This is a genomic window from Aquimarina muelleri DSM 19832 (assembly GCF_000430665.1).
GTDB lineage: Bacteria > Bacteroidota > Bacteroidia > Flavobacteriales > Flavobacteriaceae > Aquimarina > Aquimarina muelleri.
In genome coordinates this window covers 82,123-99,319 of record NZ_AUML01000016.1, presented here as the reverse complement: position 1 = coordinate 99,319, position 17,197 = coordinate 82,123, and the positions used below count along the sequence as shown (strand labels likewise).

Below are 17,197 nucleotides of genomic sequence, written 5' to 3'. Positions count from 1 at the left end.
TAAAATATAGTGCGGGGATGAGTATATATGCGCGGGGATAGACAAAGGTAGTGCGGGGGTGGGTAAATATAGTACGGGGATGAGTATATATGCGCGGGGATAGACAAAGATAGTACGGGGGTGTATAAATCTAGTGCGGGGATGAGTATAGATGCGCGGGGATCAGTAATATCAAGGTATTTTTCTTTTGCTTACTAACCCTTTTGGAGTATACAGGATAGTATAAACTATACAATCCCCATCTTTTTTAATAAAAACGAGGCATTCATGTTCTGGCAAATACCATCTTTAAATTTATAATCAAAATAGAGTTCGTCGTCTATGATTTGTGCATCAAAAAAGCGGTTTTTTACTTGCGGTAGCTCTGTCGCTATTTCGCAAAGGCTTAAGTCGTGTGTTGCAATAATACCTGTTGCCTTGGCCTTAACTAGTTTTTCTACAAACTTGCGGGATCCAGCAGCCTTATCTTTACTGTTGGTACCTTTTAGGATTTCGTCCAAAATGATAAAATATTCATCGGTTTCCAGAGCGGTAACAATTTTTTTAAGTTGTGTTAATTCTGAAAAGAAATACGAAGCATCATCGCTTAATGAATCTGAGGTTCGCATACTGCTTATTAATTTAATAGGGCGATACTCACATGTGGTTGCGCAGATTGGTAATCCTATATTAGATAGTACAATTTGTAAGGCTACAGTACGTAAAAAAGTACTTTTGCCTGCCATATTAGCTCCTGTAATGATTAAAAACTGTTCTTTATCGATAACCATATCATTATCTACTCTTTTGGCAGGATTAAGCATAGGGTGTCCTAATTGTTTTGCATTAAGTACGGTAGTTTTTTCGGTTATGGTTGGATATATATACTTTGGGTTGTTAAAAGCAAAATTACCTAAAGAGTTATAGGCATCAAAAAAGGCAATTACTTCAAACCATTGTGCTACTTTATCGTGATTTTTGGCAATCCATTTTTCTATACGGTAACTTTGTAAGAGATCCCAAAGGAATAACCCGTTGGCAAGAACTCCAAACAACATATTATTACGTTGGTCCAAAGCATTAAGTATGTCTGCAAATTGCTTAAGGGTTTGCGAAGCTTTTTCTTTTTGGTCAATAACCAGCTGTTGTTTTTCTTGTAATAAAGCAGCTTCAAATTTGGTGTTTTCTATTTTATCTACGAGTTTATAATACTGCTCAAAAGTATCTTTTGCTTGGTTAGAGTTACGGTATATGGTGTTGATTTTTTTAAGTTGTGTTCCTGTAATACCAAGTCCAACAAAAAACCAAATGATGAACATATTAAAAGTAATAATCTCGATAAAAAGTAATACTAGTAGTAGTACTGAAACGGTAGAGACTATAGCGGGTAATATGCGCATAATTTTTGGTATAACCAGAGTGTAGTTCTGTAACCATTTTTGAATTACCGAGATAGAAGTGCTTACTTCTGCCAAAGATGCGATGGCACTAAACTCTTGCCTCCACTCGGGTAGTATCGACATGTTTTTTATAGCTTCTTGTTTTTTTTCTATAACATCGATAGTGTTTGCAGCCAGTATTTCTGCTAGTTTGTTTTTTCCTGCTAGTGTTGTTGTACGGTTGGTGTATTGAAAAAAAGAATGCTCCCCAAACAGATCGATATCGTGACTATAAAAATGGGTTGGATCGGTATACTCACTACCAGAGGCTAGCTTGCTTATGTCTCCTTTAAAAACATCTAATTCTAATTGGTTGATGTTTAAAAGTTTTTCTAGTTTGTTTTTAATATACGTAAGGTTAGAATGCCGGGTTACTAAATAAATAAAACCGATAATTCCAATAACAATGCTACCAATAATGATTTGAGTATTAGGATATCCATAATATACTCCTGCGATTATAGCAAAAAAAACAGATAGCCGTATCGTACTAGAAATGGTAAGTTGTTTTTTTATTTGTTTTAAAGATTGGCTATGTAGCGAAATTTGGGTTTTATAAAATTCTTGTGGATTGTTCATATATGTTGTCGAAAAAAAATAGAAATTTTTATGTAGATAAAACGATTGTCTGCTTACAGAAGGTTTTTGTCTGCAAATTTGCCTTAAAAAAGGTTATGTCATTTCTGTTTTTTAATTTTAAAGGTTCTCTAATTCTTGTTTTAATTTTTTAGTTAGACCATTTACAATTAAGTCGTAAGAGTGGTCTATCAATTCTTGTTTAAGATTAGTCGATAAACTTCCAGAAAAGTTAACGGTATTCCAATGTTTTTTATTCATATGATATCCTGGAGCAACTTCGGGATGCTGTTCTCTAAGTTCGAGAGCGCGATCTGGATCGCATTTTAGGTTTACACTAAAAGGGGTTTTTTCGAGCCCTGTTAAAGCAAACATTTTACCCATTACTTTAAAAACAAGAGTGCTTTTATCAAAAGGAAAACCTTCTGTAACTCCTTTTTTGGATAGGCAATATTCTCTAAACGTTTCTATATCCATTTTTTAATCCACATAGTGGAGTTTAATTCTCTGGAGGCTTGCCTCGAAAACAACATATATTTTCGGAAGCATACCTCGTGAGTTTGCTCCTAGGTTATTGATTTAGTTATAAGTTTTGCCATAATCTTGGTAGGATCAGGTAGGGCTGTAAAACCAAATTGTGTATATAGTTTATGAGCGCCGCTAGTTGCTAACATCCATCTGCTAATATTTTGTAAATCGGGATGTTCCATAATGGCTTTCATTAACAATTTAGAATATCCGTTTCCTTGTTGTTCTTCTATAATAAATAGATCCATCAAATATCCAAATACGGTATAATCTGTTAATACTCTAGCAAAGCCAATTTGCTTATTATCCAAATACACACCAAAACACAAGGGGTTTCTGGTAGTAGTACTTACTTTTTGTTTTGTTCTTTTTTTTGCCCAATAAGAACGGGTTAAAAAATGATGAATAAAGTCCATATCCAATTTTTGTGTATTTGTAGAAATATCTATTGTCATAGGTATTTATTCTAACTTTTTAATATCCGTATTATTATTCAAATATAAAGCAGAATAGTCTAATTGCCACCCTATAGATTCTGCAAGAGTTTCCATAAGAGAGATAGCGTCTAGAGCTTCTCTTTTTGCAGATTCCATTAATCCGCTTTGCGGAACTTTATCTCTAATAAATTGTTTGGCTTCTAGATTGATTTCTGTAAGGTCGCTAGAGGTAAAAGGATTTAGCCAACCTTCTTTCATGTCATAAAACTTAAAATCGGTTTCTATAGTAAGAAGTGTTGGTTGTGGAAATTGACTAATGATAATCTTTTTGTTTTTTATATCACTTTGTATTGTAATTTTAGAAAGATCAAACCCTACATGTGCTTTGGCATCTATTAGGATAAGTGCTTTTTTTCTTCCGATTAGTTGCTTAAAAAACTTGTCTTTTACGCTTTCATAATGATAGATTTCTGCAAAATCTCCTTCTACAGTAACCAGTTTACTCACTTTTTTTATTTTTTCCATAAGAACCACAGATTGTGTTTTTACAGAGGATTTGTTTTTTGCAGCACTAAATCTTGCAAAAATAAAGTAAGCGAGGATACTACCTGCGATAAGACCAATAAATAATAACTCCATTCTAATTCTTTTTTCCTAGATCACCTAAGTGTGTAAATTTAAAACCTTTTTCGTATTTCAAGTCATATCCGAGAATTCTATCGAATGCAGCGTGCGAAAAAAGTAGGATTCCTGCTAGTTGTAGGATGGGATTTGTACTATAAATTCCGATACCATAGATACCAATTGCAAGTCCTTTATGATGAAATATGTTATATAGTAAGGCTCCGATTTTAATATTAATAAGATACCCAAGCATGCCGATATCTGGGGCAAGAAATAAGGCTAAAAATAGCCACCAGGGATAGGGTAATGTGTTGTATAGATATATTCCTAATGCCAACATTGCAATTTCTTCTAATTGTAGTGTTGTTTTCATTATTATAGTGTTTTATATAAAATGGGTTTGCTGGGCGAAGCATCATTTTCGAACGAGGCAATTTGTAAATTAAGCAGGTACATGCCATCTGTGATGGTATTTTTAACATAAATCATTTCTGTAATGGTTGCTTGATGGCGGGTTGCTTGCGGGTAGTTCCAGAAGGCTTTATGTGCTACTAGTTTTCCTTCATCTTTTTCTTTATCTACCGATGGCAGATCGATAAGCAGGTGTTTGATACCTAATGTTCTGATATAAATAGCCGCTTCTTCTGTAAGATATGCCCAATTGGTATGCGAGTATTGGGTGTTGTTTTTTTCTTTGGTATTGGGTAGTGTTCTTATTACTAATGCTTCAGGAGAGGCAGAGGTTATTGCTGATGCAATATGTTGTTTGGTAATGATGGTGTCTTCTCCTTGTTTTTGCGGAACTACTGAAATGACTTCGGCAATAAAAAAAAACTGTGTTAGTGCATCATTAATACTATAAAACTCTGGGGTAATGTGTCCTACACATTCGGTATGGGTACCATGTCCGTGGGGATTAAAATATATATTATTAAAATTGGTCGAAGCGCCTTTGGATACTTTTCCTATCCATTTGCCATCGGTAACTGGTTCGATATTGGGTGCGCCAATATACCATGCGTTTACATTGTTTTTGGATGCTCTTAAAAGAATAGATATGTCTAATGGTTTAGAAAGATCTACGGTATAGGATGTGTGGTTATGTGTTATGGTTGTAATCATAGTGTTTTGCGTTAGGGATAGAAGTGATATCCTTTTTTGTTTTGTAAAAAACAGGAAAGATATAACGGATAGCCCGCTCGAACGCCCTAATTATTTATAAACTACTCTAAATTTAGTAAGAAAAGATCACTTGCTATACCATCGCTTAAAAACTTTCCTTTTTTGGTTACCAACAGGGTATTATTATCTATATATAATAGATGTTGTTCTATGTGTTTTTGGGCTTGCTGGAGGAGATAATCTGTGTGTTTTTTACCAAATTCTTTTTCTACTTTTAGCAAAGATACTCCCCACTGAGTTCGTAGTCCGGTCATAATATATTCGTTATATCTATCGGTGATAGTTAAGGTTTCTATTTCACTGGGCAATTTGTTTTGTTGTAGTGCTTTTATATATTTTGTGTTATTATTTATATTCCAACTTCTTTGGATTCCGTTATAGGAATGCGCTGATGGGCCGATACCCAAATAGTTTTTTCCTTGCCAGTACGCAGTATTGTTTTTACTAAAGAACCCTGGTTTTCCAAAGTTAGAGAGTTCGTAATGTTCAAAACCATTGTTTTCTAAAATCTCTACCAGGATTTCGAAATGTTTTTGTGCCAGATCATCATTTACTGGTGCTATTTCTCCTTTTTCAATTAATTTTGGTAATGCGGTATTTGGTTCGACTGTAAGTGCGTAACAGGATATATGCGGTACTCCAAAATCCAAAGCTGTTTGTATGTTTTGTTTCCAGGCATCGATAGACATATTTGGGATCCCGTAAATTAAATCTATGGATATGTTATCAAAGTATTGCGTTGCCAATGCCAGGCTTTCTTTTGCTTCTTTAGCATTATGAGCGCGGTTCATTATTTTAAGATCTTCTTCAAAAAAAGATTGTATGCCTATGCTTAATCGGTTGATGTTACTTTTGGCTAGTTGTTCTATTTTTTGTTTAGTAAGGTCATCGGGGTTGGCCTCGATAGTAATTTCTACCTCTTTTGCAACGGTATAATGTGTATAAATAACATCGATAATATGTTGTAGCTCTTGTATAGATAATACAGATGGTGTGCCGCCACCAAAGTATATGGTTTGTACAGAGTCGCCTGTATGGATCTCTGGTTGTCGAAGTATGATTTCGTTACAAATTGCAACTACCATTTGCTCTTTTTTCTGCATAGAGGTAGAAAAATGAAAATCGCAATAGTGACAAGCTTGCTTACAAAAAGGAATATGTATATAGATACCGCTGATGTTGTTAAGGTTTAGGGATTATAGTTATTTTTTTACTCTCTTTTCATTTTGTTTTACAAAGGCACTCCAACCAGTATAACTTTTACCTACAATATCTGCACGACCCATATTATAAAAATGACATACGGCAGCTGCAAGGCCATCGGTAGAATCCAGATTTTTTGGTAATGTTTTGAGCTGTAAAAGGCTTTGTAACATTTTTGCAACCTGCTCTTTACTGGCATTACCGTTACCTGTAATTGCCATTTTTATTTTTTTTGGCGAGTATTCGGTTATAGGTATCTCCCGACTTAGTCCTGCTGCCATTGCTACTCCTTGTGCCCGACCAAGTTTTAGCATAGATTGTACGTTTTTACCAAAAAAGGGTGCTTCTATAGCTATTTCATCTGGGTGGTAGGTATCGATAAGCTCTATGGTTCGCTCAAAAATGAGTTTTAGTTTTAAGTAATGGTCATCATATTTACTTAATTGCAACTCGTTTAATTGCAAGAAATACATTTTTTTCTTTTGAACTTTGATTAGCCCAAACCCCATAATGGTTGTTCCTGGGTCAATACCCAATATGATTTTTTCGTTTTCCAATGGTATGCAGGATTTTTACAAAACTACGCAATTAAGAATAAGTAATAATCTATTCGACATGTATAACCAAAGGAAGTTTGTATAGTGTGGTAACGGGTGTGCTTCGGGTGTGTGCTGGTTTAACGTTTGGTAGAGAATTGATGCTTTTTTTTAATTTATCTTTTAAGGTGGGTATTTGTTTTTGAATATTAGAGGGTAAATTAAAATCTTCGAGTATGATTTTACCATCTTTGGTGATAAGCAATGGTACCCAAATAGTATCTTTAATGGTTTCTTTTACTGTGATAGGATGCTCTGTAAGATAGTTGTAAATATGCTGGGTAATGGTGTGTTGAAAGCAAGATTCTAGATCTTCTGTAGACTTTTCTTTGCAAAGATCAAATAAAGGAGGTTGTTCTACCTCGTTCCAATTCAGTTTTTGGAGGCTTTCTTTTATAATATCTTTTTTATTCTCTTTTTTAAGTACAAAATTATCGCATGAGAATAACGTAAAAACCAAGAAGCCTATATACCAATTTCTTACATTCATTATCCGTATAACTTTTTCGGATAGCAAACTACATAAAATTTTTAAGAGAACGAAGTATAACAATTGGTACTTGCTAATTTTTTAGGAGGTTTATATAGTGGGGAGTATATGCTGTAAATATGCTATGCCATAAATAAATACTTTTGTTTTATTTATTGTTGATTATTCATAAAACCACAATTAAAGCTTACGGGTTTATTATACACAAAACTTTGTTTAGAGGGATTGTATTTTAGAGGAGCATTTAATCCTTTCATAGTTTTTATAATACGATATAGTTTAGTTTTTGAGATGCCTAGCTTGGTAGCAAATTGATCAGGAGTTCCGGTAGCTTGTAACCTTACAAGTTTATCAATTCTTTCTATGAGTTTAATCTGTTTAATAATAATATTCATTCTTGATAATAGATTAACTGATATAAATAAAAGCAATAGATTATGCATCTGCAAAATAATTAAATTATAGATTGTTTTGTAGATGCATAACTTGTGTTACTTCTGTTTTAGAATAGAGGTATGATTTTATTTTTTGTTATGTATAACTAGAGTGTTTTTTATAAGACAGCAGCATTATTTATTGTCATCGATAGATAAATCTAAATTATAGCTGGGAACATTTAATCCTCTATCTGTTTTTAAAGTATTAAAATCAAGGATATTTTTGTTGATCGTTTTTTTGTTCTCTATTTTAAAGTATGCTATGCATTCTCCATTTATCGTTTTTTCGCTATAGTTTTTGCCATAAGTGATATGAAGTTGATATTTCCCTTCTGGAATATTTTTTATAAGATATATTTGATTTTTACCTAGATGTATTGTTCTAATGCTTTTCGAACTTTTAATAGAGGTAACATGTATTATACTTTCTGAGTTTTTACTAGATGTTATTTTTAGATAATTATCCAACTCATTATTATATTCTGCATTTTGATTAGGACATTCTGGTTCATTAGTTCTACGAGTAGTTAAAGTCTCTTTTCTGTTAGGGTCGATGAAATTTTTATCCAGAGATATACTATAACTAGGAGTGTGATAGCCTGTATCTGTCTTTACTCCATTAAAATCAAATAGATTTTCATTTGTTACTTTTTCTTTTTCATTTTTAAAATATGCCAAACATTTTCCATCCACCATTTTTTCAGCATAGTCTTCTCCGTATGTTATATGTAGTTTGTATTTTCCTTCTGGAATATTTCTGCTAAAATAAGTTTGGTTTTTGGAAAAATAAATTGTCCTTATTTTTTTTGAAGTCTCGACAGAGATAATGTTTATAATAGCTTCATGATTTTTTCCATTTCTTATACTCAGGTAGTTGTCCAGTTTTTTTTCATATAACGAATTTTGATTAGGGCATTTAGGTTCTTGACTTATTAAAGGTTTTGAGGAATTTAAGTTCTTGCTATTTTCTATAGTGGTGCTATTTTTTATTTGATTTTCGTTATCACTACAAGAGGTGTAGATTAGAATCCCTATAAGCACAGGGGCTAATATTAGATATTTAAACTTTGAAGTGGTTTTGGATTTAGTTTTTAATAACATAAGTATTCGTTTTTTGATTAATGATTGATTATAAAATTGATTGATGAATGGTATTTCTTGAGTTTGAAAAGTAGTATTCAGTAATTGTTGGATATATGTTTTTTTATTTATCGTTTTAACAACTATTGCATCGGCAATATATTCATGTAGTATAGTCACTCTGGATTGATATATGTATATAATTGGGTTCCACCAGAGTACTATTTTAAGAAGTTCAAACCATATTTGATCGAGAGAATGTTTTTGTGATAAATGAACGGTTTCATGTATAAGTATTTGTTCTTTTTCTTTTGTATTTAAAGCGTCTCCTATGTAAATGGTATTCCAAAACGAAAAGGCTTGGCTACTATTAGGAAGGATAACTATATTGTTTTTTGATTTAGTTTTGGTAGCAATAGATTTTAGGATATTAAGTTTATAAAGTTTAAGGGCAAGTATAATTATATTTGTGAGAACACCAGTAAAATATGCTATTAACCACCAATTTATAGTGTTTGAAGAGGTATTGTTAATTGTTATGGCAGTAATGTTTTCGGAGGAAACGGTAATTATTCTTTCTAACTTAGAAACATAAACCTGTGACGTTTCTGTTTTAAAAAAATCTATTTTTATAAAAGGAAGTATGAGAGATGCAATAGGGGTAAGAATTAGGTATATTCTATTCCAATTAAAAAAAGTGTCTTTTTTTAGAAGAAAATCATAGATAGCTAAAAATGAAATCTGAAGGATTAGTATTTGTAATATATACTGTACCATAAAACTAATTTTCTTTATCTAGTTCTTTTAAAACTTGTTCTAAATCTTTAATGTCCATATCATTTTTTTTAACAAAAAAGGATACCATGTTTCTAAAAGACCCATTAAAATAATTATTAACTAGCTTGTTAAGAGATTGGTTGCTGTATTCTTCTTTTTTTACCAAAGGAAAATATATATATCCTTTTCCTTCTTTGCGATGGGATACAAATTTTTTGGTTTCGAGAATCCTAATAATAGTAGAAATAGTATTGTATGCCGGTTTTGGCTCGGGCATTTGTTCTATTATAGAAGCTACATTGGCTTCTTGTAGCTGCCATAGCTGCTGCATTATTTCTTCTTCGGCTTTTGTAAGTTGTTTCATGTCTATGTAACTAAATGATTAGTTCTATGAAACAAATGTAACTAAAAAATTAGTTTAAACTAATTTTTTAGTTACAAAATAGATATTTACAGCTTCAAAGCTAAAATGGGATAAGAGTGTGTTTAAGAAAGAAATACTTAAAAATTAGTCATTACCTGTTATTCTTTTTTGAGAGGATATATCTATTTCTGTAGCGTCTACTTGAAATGTAATAGCTAAGGTATATGTGTCTTCAAAAATTTCATTTTCTTTTTCAGAAATACTCATTGGGGGTATAGTATGTGGAAAAGATTGTAGAACTCTTATAGCTTCTAATTCTAACTCTAAAGAAGATGCTTTTGCTTGAATGTCTGTTATACCTCCTGCTTCATTAACGTTAAATCTGGTATAAACCCGATTAGCTCCGGGTTTAGCATATATTGCGATTGCTCCAATATTATAATTTGCATCAACAAATTCTTGTATTGCCGTAGTAATACAGTTTTTTCGGATACGCTCATTTGTTTCCTTATTGCATTTTAAAGTAGTAGAAGTTCCTTGGGAATAAGATACAGAAAAGATCATTAATCCGAGTAAGACTAAAAAATATCGCATAATTTTAGGGTAATTTTAAACTATAACTTTGGCTTATTTGTGTTTACGAAGGCAAATAAAGGAAATAAAAACAGGTATAAAGTGGTGTAGAAAAATTAATAATCTAAATCTATAGTTAATTTATATTGTCGTAACAAAAAAGAAACATTTTCGTCATATATCCAAAAGGATATGGATATAGCATTAATCATTATTGGGTTTTTATTTTGTTTGTTAGGGGTACTAGGAAGTTTTCTTCCTGTATTACCAGGGCCATTTACTTCGTGGGTAGGTTTGCTTATTCTTCATTTTACGGATGCGATTCCACAAAACTGGATGTTTTTAGGGATTACTTTGGTAATATCTATATTGGTTTGGGTGTTGGACTACATTGTGCCTGCTATAGGTACAAAGAAATTTGGAGGTACAAAATATGGAATGATTGGTAGTTCAATAGGTCTTATTATTGGTCTTATATTTATGGGGCCTTTAGGGATTATCATAGGGCCTTTTGCTGGAGCTTTTTTAGGAGAGTTTATAAAAGATAGTAATCAGCCATCAAGGGCATTGAAGGCTGCTTTTGGTTCGTTTATTGGTTTTTTAGCGGGTACTTTTCTTAAATTTATAGTATCTGTTGGGTTTGTAGTATTTTATATTATTAAAGTATTCGAAAACTGGGATATAGTCTTTTAAATTGCTTAAAAAATTCCTAAAAAAGTTATAATTCGCTTTGTTTTTTCTTAATTGTAGTTTTTGAGATTTAAGAATTGCACGCTATTGATTATCTTTAAATCTTTTTTCAACATACTTATGTTCATATTTGTTTAAAATAATAAGAGGTGGCAAAAAATATATTAGTGATTGAAGATGAGCAAAATGTGGCTTCATTTATAAAACAAGGTCTTCTAGAAGCAGGATATGAAGTATTTTTAGCTTATGATGGTCTTACAGGGATAGAGCTTTTAATGCAGAAAAATATAGACTTGGTTCTACTAGATATTATTTTGCCAAAAATGGACGGTATAGCTGTGTCTTTGAAAATTAGAGAACTGGGGTATAAGAATCTTCCTATTATTATGTTAACGGCTCTTGGTACTACAGAAAATGTAGTAAAAGGACTTGACTCTGGAGCGAATGATTATTTGGTTAAACCCTTTAAATTTAAAGAACTTTTAGCCAGGATACGAGTATTAACCAGAAGAACAAGTTCTTCAAGACCTATCAATCAAATATTAAAAATTCAAGATCTTGAACTGGATAGTGATGCTAAAATGGTTAAGAGGGCAAACAAAGAAATTAAATTAACCTCGACAGAATATAGATTATTAGAGTTTCTTTTGAAGAATAAAAATAGAGTATTAAGCAGGATTGATATCCTTGAGAATGTTTGGGATATCAATTTTAATATGGGAACCAACGTGGTAGATGTTTATGTAAATTATTTGAGAAACAAAATAGATAAAGATTTTGATCCAAAATTAATACAAACTGTTATAGGTATGGGGTATACTATAAAGGATCAATAATGCAGTTACGAACTAAAATTACTGCTATTTTTATATTACTTACAGGTCTTTTTCAAGTAGCAGTCTTTGTTTTTATTTATCATTTTTCTAAAAGCTATACAGAGAGTGAGTTTTATTTGCGATTAAGTCAGAGAGCTACTATTGCAGCACATACTTATTTGGAGGATAATGAAATGAATATCAATATTTATGAAGATATAAGAGAGAGACATCTTCAAACTCTTCCTAATGAAAGAGAAGCTATTTATCCTGTTAGTAAAAGGACCAATAAGGAAGATAATCACATGGATAAATCTCTTCCGAATTCATTTTTTCAAGAAATTTTTGATAAACAATATGCCGAACTGAAGCAAGAAAAATTTTATTATACAGGATTATTGTATAATGATAATGAAGGGGATTTTATAGTTATATTATCTGCTCAAGATTTTTATGGAGAAGGAAAACTTGAAAACCTTCGAAATATTTTGATCTTGGCATTTTTTCTAAGTATGATCTTTATATCTCTGTTAGGACAATATCACGCTAAGCAAGCATTAAGTCCTATATCAAAAATGATCAAAAAAGTAAATACAATAAGGGCAACAAATCTTCATTTAAGAATAGAAGTAGGTGCAGGAAAAGATGAACTAGTCGAGCTAGCACATACATTTAATAATATGTTAGATAGACTTGAAGTATCATTTGATTTACAAAGTAACTTTATAAATAATGCCTCTCATGAACTTAGAAATCCTTTAACAGCAATATTAGTACAAACAGAAATTGGTTTAAATAAAGATAGAACAATAAAAGAATATCATTCTATTTTAGGAGGTATCGAAAAAGAAGCATTACGGTTAGATACTTTGGTAAACGGATTGCTAAAGCTTGCGCAGATGGATTTTGACAAAAAAGGTATTGTTATAGAGCCTATTCGTATAGATGAGACTGTAATCGAGATTAAGAAGATTTTGGATACAACAAATCCTGAAAACAATATATATTTAGATTTCAACCATCTGCCTGAGGACGAATGTTTACTTGTGTTTTTAGGAAGCCAAAACCTCCTTAAAGTTGCTCTTAATAATATTTTAGAAAATGCATGTAAGTTTTCTGAGAATCAAAAAGTGACTCTAAAAATATTGGCAGACACCAATAATATCAAAATTATAATTACAGATAAGGGTATTGGAATTCCCCCCGAGGAATTAAAAAATATTTTTGAACCTTTTTATAGAGGGTCTAATGCGTTAGGTACGAATGGATTTGGATTTGGACTACCTCTAGCGTATAGAATTATAAAGTTGCACTCAGGAGAGATTAGAGTTTCTTCGCAAATAGATAAGGGAACTATTGTAAAAGTAAGTTTGCCTAATCAAAAAAAATACACTTCTTTCTAAAAAAAAAATCTAATCTCATTCTAATTTCATTTTTAAACCATTCTAATTACCTGGCTTTACTTTCGCAAAGAAATAAAGAATCAGATGAAGAAAATACTAATTCCGACAGACTTTACAGTTGAATCGTTACAGTTAATTGAATATGGGATTTTAAATTATCCAAATACCAAACTAGATGTAGTGTTGGTTCATGGACACAGAATGCCTGAAAACAAATGGGGGGTAATTAATTTTTCTTGTAAAAGACAAATAAGTAATTTAACAAAAGAAAACTTCATTGAGGCAAAAAATAACTTCATTAATGAGCACAAAAGCGAAATAAATTCTATAGAGCTTGATCTTTTTACAGGCATAAACTCAGTAGCATTCAAGAATTTTTGTAAACAACATCAAGTAGAAGATGCCATTATCCCTAAAGATCAATTTTTAATTTTTGCTCATAAAAATAGTTTTGATCCTACGTTTTTTATGAAACGAAATATCAAAAATGTGGTTGAGGTTCATCTAGAAAATCCTAATAGAGAGATAAGTAGAAAAAAATTTTCGATTTCAAATCTTTTGAACTTATAAAACAAACAAACCCAGATCAATATAATCATAATTAGATAAAAAATATTATATGAATAATTTCACAACAAAATATATTAAATCAGACATAAAATCAGGATTAGTTGTATTTCTTGTAGCTCTTCCTTTATGTTTAGGTATTGCTCTAGCAAGTGGAGTGCCCTTGTTTTCAGGAATTATATCCGGAATAATAGGAGGTATTCTTGTAGGGGTGTTAAGTGGTTCGCAACTTAGTGTCTCAGGTCCTGCAGCAGGATTAACTGCTATTATATTAGCCGCATTAGTAACTTTAGGTTCTTTTGAGGTTTTTTTACTAGCTGGAGTATTGGCGGGGATTATACAGTTGATACTTGGTTTTTTAAAAGCAGGAATAATTTCGAACTATCTTCCTTCTAATGTTATTGAAGGAATGCTAGCTGCAATAGGAATCATTATTGTATTATCACAAATCCCACATGCAGTAGGGTATGATGCAATGCATGAAGGAGATTATTTTCATATAGATGCAGAAGGAAATCACCAGCTTTTTTCTGTTTTTATCGATGCAATTAATTTTATTCACCCAGGAGCTATACTAGTTGCATTAGCATCATTAGCAGTTTTAATAGCATTTATTAGAGTTCCTTTTTTAAAAAAAATAAAATCTATCCCAGGTGCGTTAATAGCAGTTTTAGTAGGGATTTTGATTAATGAAATATTTAAAGCAACAGGATCATCTTTGTTGATAGGAGAAAACCATTTAGTGAGTCTACCTGTTCCAGAATCTATCGAACAATTTTTTGGGCAATTTAGTTTTCCAGATTTTACTCAAATAGCAAATGTCGACGTGTGGGTAGTAGCATTTACAATTGCAGCAGTAGCGAGTATTGAAACCCTTCTTTGTATTGAGGCTTCTGATAAATTGGATCCACTAAAAAGGTATACCAATACGAATACCGAATTAAAAGCACAAGGAGTAGGAAATATTTTAAGCTGTCTTATAGGAGGTATCCCAATGACTTCAGTTATTGTAAGAAGTTCTGCTAACATAAATTCTGGAGGAAAAACAAAAATTGCAGCAATATCTCATGGAGTTTTTCTGTTATTATCTGTAGTGGCAATACCTCATTTATTAAATAAAATACCATTAGCTTCTTTGGCAGCAGTTTTATTAGTAATTGGTTATAAACTAGCCAGCCCACAAGTCTTTGTTCATATGTGGAAAAACAGCAAGAAATTTCAATTTATACCATTTGTAGTTACAATTGTAGCTATTGTTTTAACAGATCTATTAATGGGTGTTGGTATTGGATTAGCAGTAAGTGTTTATTTTATTTTGAGAGGTAATTTAAAGCTAGCATACTTTTTCAAAAGAGATAAGCATACAGAAGGAAAAACTATTCAAATGGAACTTGCTCAAGAGGTTTCTTTTCTTAATAAAGCAGCGATAAAACAAACTTTTATACACTTGCCTGAGAATACCAATGTTGTTGTAGATGCATCTAATACAGTTTATATTGATCATGATGTTTTGCAACTCATTAAAGATTTTGTCAATTTTGGTTCAAAAGAGAAGAATATAAAAGTAGAGCTAGTCGGTTTTAGAAAAGAATATAAGATTGAAAATTCAACAACACATGTCACTTCTGTCCTGTCGGATAATAGTGAGCCTGTGTCTCCTGAAAATATTGAGAATGGGGCAAAAGTGCCATCAAGTATCTTGCTTGTTAAAGAATTGAGTAACGTATAATATTAGTTTATAGAAATAGTTTTTATAACCCTAAAATAAAATTATGAAAAAAAGAGTCTACGGGCTCTTTTTTTGTTTTATAGGTATTATAACATACACGTAATAGTGATTAGTAATGCTAAACAAACTTTAAAAGTATGCTAAAAAGTCATTTTTGTAATGATGATTTATAGTTGTCGATTTTATGATCTTTTTATCCATTAGACATACCTTTTAGGTAAGCTTTAAGTCGATACTATATCTGACTTCTCAAAATGATTTAATTTAGGAACCAAATAAAGTTTCTGTTTTACCAAGATTATGTAATGTCTTTCTTTAGATTTTAATTTTGTAAATAATTCTGAATTTCTATTACTTTAGTATTTGATTTCCTTCCCATGCCCAAAATTAATATAATTAAAAAGCTTGTAAAATATTGAAATACTTTACAAAAAAAATTAGCACACTAAATAGTATATGTATTCGTTTATTTAAGTATAAAACACAAATGTGAAAGAAATCAAAAATTTATATATTTAGGAGTTTTTCAGTTTAAAAATATTAGTGTTTTTTTACTTTTTATAATGGATACGTTGTTTTATGTTTATTTGATTTTAGGAGTACAATCTTTTGTTGTTGCTTTAATTTTGATTTTTTATAAATCAAAGAAGCCAAAAATCAATAAATATCTTGGCTTGTTTTTTATGTCTCTTTGTATTGAATTGCTAAGCTATATTTTTATGTGGAGCATAGAAGAAGCGATTAAGATTTACAACCCATTTACATTTAATTTCTTGAATATGCTCTTTGTTTTTTTCTATGCTATGGAGACAGCAGGTATTGAGATTAGAAAAAAGTATCAATATTATATTCCAGCAATAATAGAATTTTTTATATTTTCTATACTTTTTATTAAAAAAATTGAGAACCCAAATCTTAAACCTTCTATAGGGTATGTATTATTTTTGTTTTTTGATTTATTTTCTTCTACTTTTTTTATAATTTATATGTGTGTGAGAACGATATTGGCTATAAAAGATCATAATAAGTTTTTACCTTTCTTTTATGCAGATGTAAAATATAAATCTTTAGGATGGTTAGCGGTATTTTGTAAGATATTCATTGTTTATCATTTAATTGCATTAAGTTTTGTGATTACCTCGTTTGAGGGGGAGTATATACGATTTATGCTTGATGGCTTGGCTTTGTTGTTGTTATATTATTTTACCATAGGAAGTTTAATGCAAATTAACATTGTTAATATGACATCCGAAAAGGAAGTGAAATTATCAAAGCGTAAACAAGAAGAAAATAAGGAGTTTTATGAAAAAATTTCAAAAATAGTTGAAGTTTTTATGATAGAAGAAAAAGCATATCTGGATCCAGATATGACTTTAAAACTATTTGCAAAAAAAACAAAAACATGTAGTCGAGATATTTCAAAAACAATTTCCGTTATGGGATATAAAAACTTTAATACTTATATTAATTACTATAGGGTAGAAGAGTTTAAAAATTTAATTGGTTCAGAAAAACATAAAAAATATAGTAATACCGCATTAGCAAGAGAGGCAGGTTTTAATTCAAGGGCTTCTTTTTATAAAAACTTTAAAGAGATTGTAGGTATCTCTCCTTCAGAATATTTTGAGAGCTTAAATTCAGATGTTATGTGATTCTTAAAGAGAAATGTCTGTTAGCTTGTAGAATGTGTAGAGTTTTAAAGGTGTAT

At 31.1% G+C, this 17,197-nt stretch carries 19 protein-coding genes; 6 read left to right on the top strand and 13 right to left on the bottom strand.

Annotated features, from left to right (window positions below; translation table 11 throughout):
- Window positions 1–227: 227 nt before the first annotated feature.
- The 13 genes from H527_RS0108120 to H527_RS0108060 all read right to left on the bottom strand — a co-directional run bounded on the left by H527_RS0108120 (window position 228) and on the right by H527_RS0108060 (window position 10,306).
- A complete protein-coding gene (locus H527_RS0108120; protein WP_027412241.1) occupies window positions 228–1,997 on the bottom strand; it encodes a MutS-related protein in 1,770 nt (589 codons plus the stop codon).
- A gap of 117 nt (window positions 1,998–2,114) precedes the next feature.
- A complete protein-coding gene (locus H527_RS0108115) occupies window positions 2,115–2,471 on the bottom strand; it encodes an MmcQ/YjbR family DNA-binding protein (protein WP_027412240.1) in 357 nt (118 codons plus the stop codon).
- Between the two features lie 89 nt (window positions 2,472–2,560).
- Window positions 2,561–2,977 (bottom strand): GNAT family N-acetyltransferase, encoded by a 417-nt coding sequence (locus H527_RS0108110; protein WP_027412239.1) that lies wholly within the window; start codon window positions 2,975–2,977, stop codon window positions 2,561–2,563.
- A gap of 6 nt (window positions 2,978–2,983) precedes the next feature.
- Window positions 2,984–3,598 carry a DUF4230 domain-containing protein gene (locus tag H527_RS0108105; RefSeq protein WP_035087654.1) on the bottom strand — a complete coding sequence of 205 codons (615 nt, stop codon included), beginning with the start codon at window positions 3,596–3,598 and terminating at the stop codon, window positions 2,984–2,986.
- Between the two features lies 1 nt (window position 3,599).
- Window positions 3,600–3,956 (bottom strand): DUF4260 domain-containing protein, encoded by a 357-nt coding sequence (locus H527_RS0108100; protein WP_027412237.1) that lies wholly within the window; start codon window positions 3,954–3,956, stop codon window positions 3,600–3,602.
- Between the two features lie 2 nt (window positions 3,957–3,958).
- Window positions 3,959–4,705 (bottom strand): cyclase family protein, encoded by a 747-nt coding sequence (locus H527_RS0108095; RefSeq protein WP_027412236.1) that lies wholly within the window; start codon window positions 4,703–4,705, stop codon window positions 3,959–3,961.
- 101 nt (window positions 4,706–4,806) lie between these two features.
- Complete coding sequence (gene hemW / locus H527_RS0108090) at window positions 4,807–5,943, bottom strand: radical SAM family heme chaperone HemW (protein WP_027412235.1); 1,137 nt, start codon at window positions 5,941–5,943, stop codon at window positions 4,807–4,809.
- A gap of 24 nt (window positions 5,944–5,967) precedes the next feature.
- Window positions 5,968–6,525, bottom strand: a complete 558-nt coding sequence (ruvC, locus tag H527_RS0108085; RefSeq protein WP_027412234.1) for a crossover junction endodeoxyribonuclease RuvC — start codon at window positions 6,523–6,525, stop codon at window positions 5,968–5,970.
- A gap of 49 nt (window positions 6,526–6,574) precedes the next feature.
- Complete coding sequence (locus H527_RS0108080; RefSeq protein ID WP_027412233.1) at window positions 6,575–7,054, bottom strand: hypothetical protein; 480 nt, start codon at window positions 7,052–7,054, stop codon at window positions 6,575–6,577.
- Between the two features lie 152 nt (window positions 7,055–7,206).
- Entirely contained in the window at window positions 7,207–7,449 is a 243-nt protein-coding gene (locus H527_RS21685; protein WP_051316693.1) for a hypothetical protein, read from the bottom strand.
- 174 nt (window positions 7,450–7,623) lie between these two features.
- Window positions 7,624–9,348 (bottom strand): M56 family metallopeptidase, encoded by a 1,725-nt coding sequence (locus tag H527_RS23105; protein ID WP_051316692.1) that lies wholly within the window; start codon window positions 9,346–9,348, stop codon window positions 7,624–7,626.
- Between the two features lie 4 nt (window positions 9,349–9,352).
- The gene (locus H527_RS0108065; protein WP_027412232.1) at window positions 9,353–9,712 is read right to left on the bottom strand and encodes a BlaI/MecI/CopY family transcriptional regulator; all 360 of its coding nucleotides are present in this window, start codon (window positions 9,710–9,712) and stop codon (window positions 9,353–9,355) included.
- Between the two features lie 144 nt (window positions 9,713–9,856).
- Complete coding sequence (locus tag H527_RS0108060; RefSeq protein WP_155837832.1) at window positions 9,857–10,306, bottom strand: hypothetical protein; 450 nt, start codon at window positions 10,304–10,306, stop codon at window positions 9,857–9,859.
- Window positions 10,307–10,477: 171 nt separating this feature from the next.
- Between H527_RS0108060 and H527_RS0108055 the strand changes: the two genes are divergently transcribed.
- The 6 genes from H527_RS0108055 (at window position 10,478) to H527_RS0108030 (ending at window position 17,141) form a co-directional block, all read left to right on the top strand.
- Window positions 10,478–10,978 (top strand): DUF456 domain-containing protein, encoded by a 501-nt coding sequence (locus H527_RS0108055; RefSeq protein ID WP_027412230.1) that lies wholly within the window; start codon window positions 10,478–10,480, stop codon window positions 10,976–10,978.
- 146 nt (window positions 10,979–11,124) lie between these two features.
- Complete coding sequence (locus H527_RS0108050; RefSeq protein WP_027412229.1) at window positions 11,125–11,811, top strand: response regulator transcription factor; 687 nt, start codon at window positions 11,125–11,127, stop codon at window positions 11,809–11,811.
- A complete protein-coding gene (locus H527_RS0108045) occupies window positions 11,811–13,193 on the top strand; it encodes a sensor histidine kinase (RefSeq protein WP_027412228.1) in 1,383 nt (460 codons plus the stop codon). The genes H527_RS0108050 and H527_RS0108045 overlap by 1 nt, the downstream gene beginning before the upstream one ends.
- 84 nt (window positions 13,194–13,277) lie before the next feature.
- Window positions 13,278–13,763 (top strand): hypothetical protein, encoded by a 486-nt coding sequence (locus H527_RS0108040; protein WP_027412227.1) that lies wholly within the window; start codon window positions 13,278–13,280, stop codon window positions 13,761–13,763.
- Window positions 13,764–13,812: 49 nt separating this feature from the next.
- Window positions 13,813–15,489: a SulP family inorganic anion transporter gene (locus H527_RS21675; protein WP_081414575.1), complete on the top strand. Its 1,677-nt coding sequence runs from the start codon at window positions 13,813–13,815 to the stop codon at window positions 15,487–15,489.
- A 563-nt stretch (window positions 15,490–16,052) separates the two neighbouring features.
- Window positions 16,053–17,141, top strand: a complete 1,089-nt coding sequence (locus H527_RS0108030; protein WP_027412226.1) for a helix-turn-helix domain-containing protein — start codon at window positions 16,053–16,055, stop codon at window positions 17,139–17,141.
- The last annotated feature ends 56 nt before the right edge of the window (window positions 17,142–17,197 follow it).

Coding starts and splice junctions, on each gene's coding strand:
- H527_RS0108060 (WP_155837832.1), bottom strand. CDS start 10,306: ATGCGATATTTTTTAGTCTTACTCGGATTAATGATCTTTTCTGTATCT.
- H527_RS0108100 (WP_027412237.1), bottom strand. CDS start 3,956: ATGAAAACAACACTACAATTAGAAGAAATTGCAATGTTGGCATTAGGA.
- H527_RS21675 (WP_081414575.1), top strand. CDS start 13,813: ATGAATAATTTCACAACAAAATATATTAAATCAGACATAAAATCAGGA.
- H527_RS0108095 (WP_027412236.1), bottom strand. CDS start 4,705: ATGATTACAACCATAACACATAACCACACATCCTATACCGTAGATCTT.
- H527_RS0108045 (WP_027412228.1), top strand. CDS start 11,811: ATGCAGTTACGAACTAAAATTACTGCTATTTTTATATTACTTACAGGT.
- H527_RS0108040 (WP_027412227.1), top strand. CDS start 13,278: ATGAAGAAAATACTAATTCCGACAGACTTTACAGTTGAATCGTTACAG.
- H527_RS23105 (WP_051316692.1), bottom strand. CDS start 9,348: ATGGTACAGTATATATTACAAATACTAATCCTTCAGATTTCATTTTTA.
- H527_RS21685 (WP_051316693.1), bottom strand. CDS start 7,449: ATGAATATTATTATTAAACAGATTAAACTCATAGAAAGAATTGATAAA.
- H527_RS0108055 (WP_027412230.1), top strand. CDS start 10,478: ATGGATATAGCATTAATCATTATTGGGTTTTTATTTTGTTTGTTAGGG.
- H527_RS0108115 (WP_027412240.1), bottom strand. CDS start 2,471: ATGGATATAGAAACGTTTAGAGAATATTGCCTATCCAAAAAAGGAGTT.
- H527_RS0108065 (WP_027412232.1), bottom strand. CDS start 9,712: ATGAAACAACTTACAAAAGCCGAAGAAGAAATAATGCAGCAGCTATGG.
- H527_RS0108080 (WP_027412233.1), bottom strand. CDS start 7,054: ATGAATGTAAGAAATTGGTATATAGGCTTCTTGGTTTTTACGTTATTC.
- H527_RS0108030 (WP_027412226.1), top strand. CDS start 16,053: ATGGATACGTTGTTTTATGTTTATTTGATTTTAGGAGTACAATCTTTT.
- H527_RS0108105 (WP_035087654.1), bottom strand. CDS start 3,598: ATGGAGTTATTATTTATTGGTCTTATCGCAGGTAGTATCCTCGCTTAC.
- H527_RS0108110 (WP_027412239.1), bottom strand. CDS start 2,977: ATGACAATAGATATTTCTACAAATACACAAAAATTGGATATGGACTTT.
- H527_RS0108120 (WP_027412241.1), bottom strand. CDS start 1,997: ATGAACAATCCACAAGAATTTTATAAAACCCAAATTTCGCTACATAGC.